The following is a 5,406-nucleotide window of genomic DNA, read 5'->3' on the forward strand; positions in this document are numbered from 1 at the left end:
CCCGCCTCACGCTGGAGCTCGGCGGCAATGATGCGGGCATCGTGCTGGATGACGCCGACCCGAAGGAGATCGCCGGCGATCTCTTCTGGGGCGCGTTCATCAACACCGGCCAGACCTGTGCGGCGATGAAGCGCGTGTACGTGCCGGAGTCGCTGTACGACGCCGTCTGCGAAGCCCTCGTCGAGGTGGCCAAGGCTTCCCCGATGGGTGTGGGCCTAGAGGAAGAGAACGTGCTCGGCCCGCTGCAGAACAAGCAGCAGTTCGACATTGTGGACAAGCTCGTCAACGCCGCCAAGGACTCCGGCGCCCGCGTGCTGCTGGGCGGTGACCCGGACTATGACGCGCCCGGCTACTTCTACCCCACCACCCTGGTGGCGGACATCGACCCGGACAACCCGCTGGTCGTCGAGGAGCAGTTCGGTCCTGCGCTGCCGATTGTGAAGTACACGGACCTGGATTGGGCCATCGAGCAGGCCAACAAGCTTGACGTGGGCTTGGGCTCTTCCGTGTGGTCCTCCAACCGCGAGCGCGCTCTGGAAGTTGCCGCGCAGCTGGAGGCTGGCACCACCTGGATCAACAGCCACGGTGCGGTGGATCCGCGCGTGCCTTTCGGCGGCATCAAGTCCTCCGGCTACGGCGTGGAGTTTGGCACCGAGGGCCTCAAGGGCCTGGCCTACCCGCAGATCATCAACGGCTAAAAAGATGGCTAATAAGTCGAAAGCTTTGATGGCTGATGTTGTATTCCGGAATGGAGTCATTCAGACTCTAGACCCGCAGGTTGGCGTAGTCGATAGTATTGCCTTTAAAGATGGGAAGGTGCTTGCGGCAGGAAAGGTCGCTGATCAGTTCGCGGCGAAAAAGAGCATAGATCTGAACGGCTCTTTTGCAATGCCCGGCTTGCTTGACGTGCATAATCACCATTTAATTGCGGGCCAAATGGAGCTATTTGAGTTAGTTTTTCCTCCAACCTTGTCATTTGAAGAATTGCTTGAGAGACTTCGGACCGAGGCTGCGCAACTTGAGGATGGTGCATGGATTGTTGGGGGAAGCTGGGGTTCTGGGCTGCTGCAAAGTCTGAATTGCTCAGAGGCCCTAAAAGCTATTGATGAAGCTACGGGTTCTCATCCGCTCCTACTAAAAGACGACAGCAAGCACAATCGATTAGTGAATTCCAAAGCAATGGAACTCGCTGGGATTGATGATGCGACTGAAGACCCTGATGGCGGTCAGATTCTTCGTGATGGTGAGGGTCGTGCAACAGGCGTTTTATTAGAAGCTGCAGGCGTAATTGTCGAGCAGACATATTCCGCTCTTTGCCCCCAAACAGATGAAGATTTAGAGGCGGCCGCCTCTCGAGGCATCGAGATCCTTCATTCATACGGGATCACCGCATTTCAGGATGCGGCTTCATCGCTACAACTCATGCGTGCATTAAAGCGACTAGACGACTCAGGGCAACTCAAATCATGGGTTGTTACTTCAATGGCTGCCAATGACTTCATATTTGGGACACAGCCACTTGGTGAAGGGATTATTGAGAACTGTGAAGAAACACGAAGCCGACATCATCGACCGGATTTCATAAAGATTTTTCTTGATGGAGTTCCACCTGCAGGAACAGCTGCATTCCTCGAACCCTATTTGGAGGGAATAGGCTTTCCGCAGTGCCACTGTGGTGGAACAACAATGCCTGTTGCAGAGCTTGAAGAGTGGTTGAAGTCTACCGCCAAGCGTGGCATTTCAGCCAAAATACACTGCACCGGTGATGCTTCTGTGCGGTATGTCCTTGATGCGGTTCAGAAGGTGCGAGAACTGGGGTATGAAGACACGCTTTACCATGTTGCGCACGGACAATTTGTCCATGAAGAAGACATCCCCCGATTTCAAGAACTAAATGTGGTGGCGGACATTTCTCCGGCGCTCTGGTTTCCAGGGGTGATTTCTGAGGCAATAGCTACAGTGCTCCCTCCAGAGCGAGCCGAAAAAATGCAACCAAATCGGTCGCTCCTGGATTCGGGGGCAATAATATCGGGTGGTTCTGATTGGCCGGTAAGTGAAACACCGAACGTGTGGGCGGCAATTTATGGTTTGGTAACTAGGAAGAACCCAACGGGAGAGTTTTCCGGTCAGCTCTGGGCTGATCAAGCAATCACCTTAGAGGAAGCAATAGCGGCCTACACTACAGCCCCGGCTTACGCGATGGGATTGGGAGATCAAGTTGGAAGACTCGAACCAGGACTGTCGGCCGATATGGTCATTCTAAGCTCGAATCCATACGAAATTTCTCTAGAAGAAATTAAAGAAATTGTGGCTATGGAAACTTGGTTCGCAGGTGAATGCGTGTTCAGTAGGCAAGCGGTGGTTTCTTAGGCAGTTAAGAGCCACCCAGTTGATATGAGCGTCATTGAAATTGTGACGATTTGAGGAATGTCTGAGCAGGGCCGAGTGAGTACTGAGTTTTATTCGGAAGAATTTAAAAGCAAGTATTCGGCAGTTATATGCAGACGCATTCTTGATTATGGCGAAGACGCCATTGTTGCTTGGCTGGCCTACCCGCAGATCATCAACGGCTAAAACCAGGCATGGCGCTGCTATTCTAAGCGCCATGAGCACCGCCAACGTCCCGGAGATCGAGTACGCAGCCTTCGACGCTATGAAGGAGGTTGCGTCCTCGCTGAAAGCTGCCTATTTCCGCCAACAGCTCGCGACCGACAGCGCGCTGGAGATTGAATATTGGACTGCACAAGAGGATTTTGTTCAGCGCACTGTGAGCGGTGTTGATAACACCGACCTTGAGGATATCCGTGCCGCAGCGGAATTCTTTGCTCGCTTGCTCGATGAGCTTGAAACCCGCACAAAGGTGGCGTGACAGTGCTTAAGGCTGCGGATTTTCCGGCCGATGATGCTTTTAAGCGTCGCGTCCTTGAGCGGCGTATCGCGTATCTTTTTCGCCAGCCGTCCGCGGAACCTGAGGTCATCTACGTCGCAGGGCAACCAGCGTCGGGAAAATCCTCGGTGATTGAGATGCTCACGGATGACCACGTCGTTCTAGATTCGGATGAATTACGCAAATATCATCCCGCCCTCGACGAGATCATGGAGCGCGACCCCCTGCGCATGGACGTGCTCACCAATGGACCGGTGCCCTATTGGATGTCCTCGCTGATTGAATATGGTCGGCAGCATGGGCACTCGCTCATCATTGAAAACACGCTGTCTAACCCGGAGTTCATCGCGGGTGAGATAGCCAAGTTTCGCTCCGCGGGTTTCCGCGTGAAGGTCGTGGGCCTGGCGGTCGCGCAGGAGGTCTCCAGGCTGGGCGTCGTCCAGCGCTACCTGGAGGCGCAGCGCGTGAGCCGTTACCCGCGCTGGACCAATGAGGTTTCCCACACGTCGGGCTTTAAGGCCATCGTCCCAGGGCTCAAGGCTATTGCGCCGCTTGTCGACGACCTCGAGATCCGCACCCGCGATGGCCGCACTTTGAGCGGCATCGAGGATATTGAGGCTGAGCGCGAAACCTGGTTCGACTCCCCCGCCATTCGTGCTGATTGGCTGGCCCGCTTCGACAGCTGCGACTTGAGTGGCCTTGAAGCTGAGAAGCTCACGCACAACCTCGTGGCTGATGCAGAGCTTATCCGCAAGTTTTAAGACTGTGCCCGTGGAACCGCGCGCCCGGTAGGCGGTGAGAGCCTCGTGTCGAAGCGGCTGCTGGCGAGCTGACGGTCTGCAAGGTAGAGCAGGCTGAGGATGTCGTCTGCGTCGAGTTCAAGTTCAACGTGTAACGCGAGGCGCTAATGACGTTTCGCGTTATTGGGGGTAGGTTGAAGAGCGCTGTCTCTAACTCCGGTTTTCGTTCGGCCTCGGTCCATTCCGCTACCTCGTGTGAAGAATCTGCAAGCGGTATCGGGCCGTTGAACTATTAGGTTCACCCACAGTTCCCGTGCCTGCACGCATCGAGAAGGACCAGGTGGTGAACTCGAATGACTCGCCTGGTCCAACGTGTGTGTGCGCTCGGCGCGTGGTTTACCCTTATAAGACTTGCCGGTCACAGCCTCAGCGTTTCGCTCGTGCAGCCCGCAGGCCGTTCAAGATCACGATGACTTCGGCGACTTCGTGTACCAACACGACGGCGGCTAGGCCCAGTACACCGCTGATCGCCAGTGGCATCAACACGATGATGATGGCCAGAGACAGCACGATGTTTTGGTTGATGATCCTGCTGCCTCGGCGGGCGTGCTGCAGCGCCTGCGGGATCAGCCGGAGGTCGTGGCCAGTGAAGGCGACGTCAGCGGACTCGATCGCGGCGTCAGAGCCGGTTGCTCCCATCGCAATGCCCACCGTTGCGCCCGCCAGTGCCGGCGCGTCGTTGATGCCGTCGCCGATCATCGCCGTCGGCGTCTTGGAGGAGAGTTCGGCGACGATGCTTGCCTTGTCCTCCGGTCGCAGCTCGGCGCGCACGTCGTCGATTCCGGCGATTTCAGCCAGCGCCCGGGCGGTGCGAGTGTTATCGCCGGTGAGCATGCTCACTTCCACGTCGTTGTCGTGCAGGGACTGGACGGCATCGGGCACCTCGGGCCGCAACTCGTCGCGCACCCCGATCGCCCCGGCGAGAGCGTCATCGACGGTGACTAGGACGCAGGTCTGGCCTTCGGACTCCATGCGCTCAACGTCCGCCTTCAGTGGCCCGGCGTCGATCCATCGGGGGCTGCCGACCAGCACCCGTCGGCCTTCGACGGTGCCGCCGATGCCATGACCGGCTTCCTCGCTGATATCCAAGGCGGTGGGCGCTTCGGGCTCCGCTGCCACGATCGCCGCGGCGAGGGGGTGCGTCGATTGCTGCTCAACCGCCGCCGCGAAGGAAAGCACCTGCGCCCGATCGAATCCGTCTGCCGGGACCACTCCGGTAACCTCGGGCTGGTTGCGGGTAAGGGTTCCGGTCTTGTCCACCGCCAGGTGACGGATGCCGCCGAGCCGCTCGAACGCCGCGCCGGACTTGATGACCACGCCGAACTGGCTGGCCGCGCCGATCGCGGCCACGACCGTCAGCGGCACGGAGATTGCCAACGCGCACGGCGACGCTGCGACCAGAACCACCAGGGCACGGGTGATCCACGTCTCGGGGTCGCTCAGCAGCGAGCCAATCACACCGACCAGCACCGCAAGGATCATCACCCCGGGCACTAGGGGTCGGGCAATCCGGTCGGCGATCCGGGCGCGGTCGCCCTTTTCCGCCTGCGCCTGCTCGACGAGGTCGACGAGTGTGGTCAGCGAGTTGTCCGTTCCAGCTGCGGTCGTCTCGACCTCCAGCACACCGGCGGAGTTGATCGCTCCCGCGGGTACCTCGTCGCCGGGCGCAACCTCCTCCGGAATGGATTCTCCGGTGATCGCTGAGGTGTCAAGGCTGGA

6 protein-coding genes are annotated in these 5,406 nt (G+C 58.2%); 5 read left to right on the forward strand and 1 reads right to left on the reverse strand.

What is annotated here, in order from left to right; genetic code table 11:
- From RDN59_RS11300 to RDN59_RS11320, 5 genes are all read left to right on the forward strand, one after another.
- Positions 1–698, forward strand: a 698-nt coding sequence (locus RDN59_RS11300) for an aldehyde dehydrogenase family protein (RefSeq protein WP_308607927.1), incomplete at its 5' end; no start/stop codon positions are given.
- Positions 699–702: 4 nt separating this feature from the next.
- Positions 703–2,370: an amidohydrolase gene (locus tag RDN59_RS11305; protein ID WP_308607928.1), complete on the forward strand. Its 1,668-nt coding sequence runs from the start codon at positions 703–705 to the stop codon at positions 2,368–2,370.
- 57 nt (positions 2,371–2,427) lie between these two features.
- Positions 2,428–2,574 (forward strand): hypothetical protein, encoded by a 147-nt coding sequence (locus tag RDN59_RS11310; RefSeq protein WP_308607929.1) that lies wholly within the window; start codon positions 2,428–2,430, stop codon positions 2,572–2,574.
- 31 nt (positions 2,575–2,605) lie between these two features.
- Positions 2,606–2,869, forward strand: coding sequence for a hypothetical protein (locus RDN59_RS11315; RefSeq protein ID WP_308607930.1), 264 nt, complete (start codon positions 2,606–2,608; stop codon positions 2,867–2,869).
- Positions 2,866–3,648, forward strand: a complete 783-nt coding sequence (locus RDN59_RS11320) for a zeta toxin family protein (protein ID WP_308607931.1) — start codon at positions 2,866–2,868, stop codon at positions 3,646–3,648. The genes RDN59_RS11315 and RDN59_RS11320 overlap by 4 nt, the downstream gene beginning before the upstream one ends.
- A 405-nt stretch (positions 3,649–4,053) precedes the next feature.
- Here RDN59_RS11320 and RDN59_RS11325 read toward each other — a convergent pair.
- The coding region (locus tag RDN59_RS11325) for a cation-translocating P-type ATPase (RefSeq protein WP_308607932.1) at positions 4,054–5,406 on the reverse strand (1,353 nt) is incomplete at its 5' end.

The organism is uncultured Corynebacterium sp., assembly GCF_902489365.1.
In the GTDB taxonomy this organism is placed as follows: Bacteria; Actinomycetota; Actinomycetes; order Mycobacteriales; family Mycobacteriaceae; genus Corynebacterium.

Coding starts and splice junctions, on each gene's coding strand:
- RDN59_RS11305 (WP_308607928.1), top strand. CDS start 703: ATGGCTAATAAGTCGAAAGCTTTGATGGCTGATGTTGTATTCCGGAAT.
- RDN59_RS11310 (WP_308607929.1), top strand. CDS start 2,428: ATGTCTGAGCAGGGCCGAGTGAGTACTGAGTTTTATTCGGAAGAATTT.
- RDN59_RS11315 (WP_308607930.1), top strand. CDS start 2,606: ATGAGCACCGCCAACGTCCCGGAGATCGAGTACGCAGCCTTCGACGCT.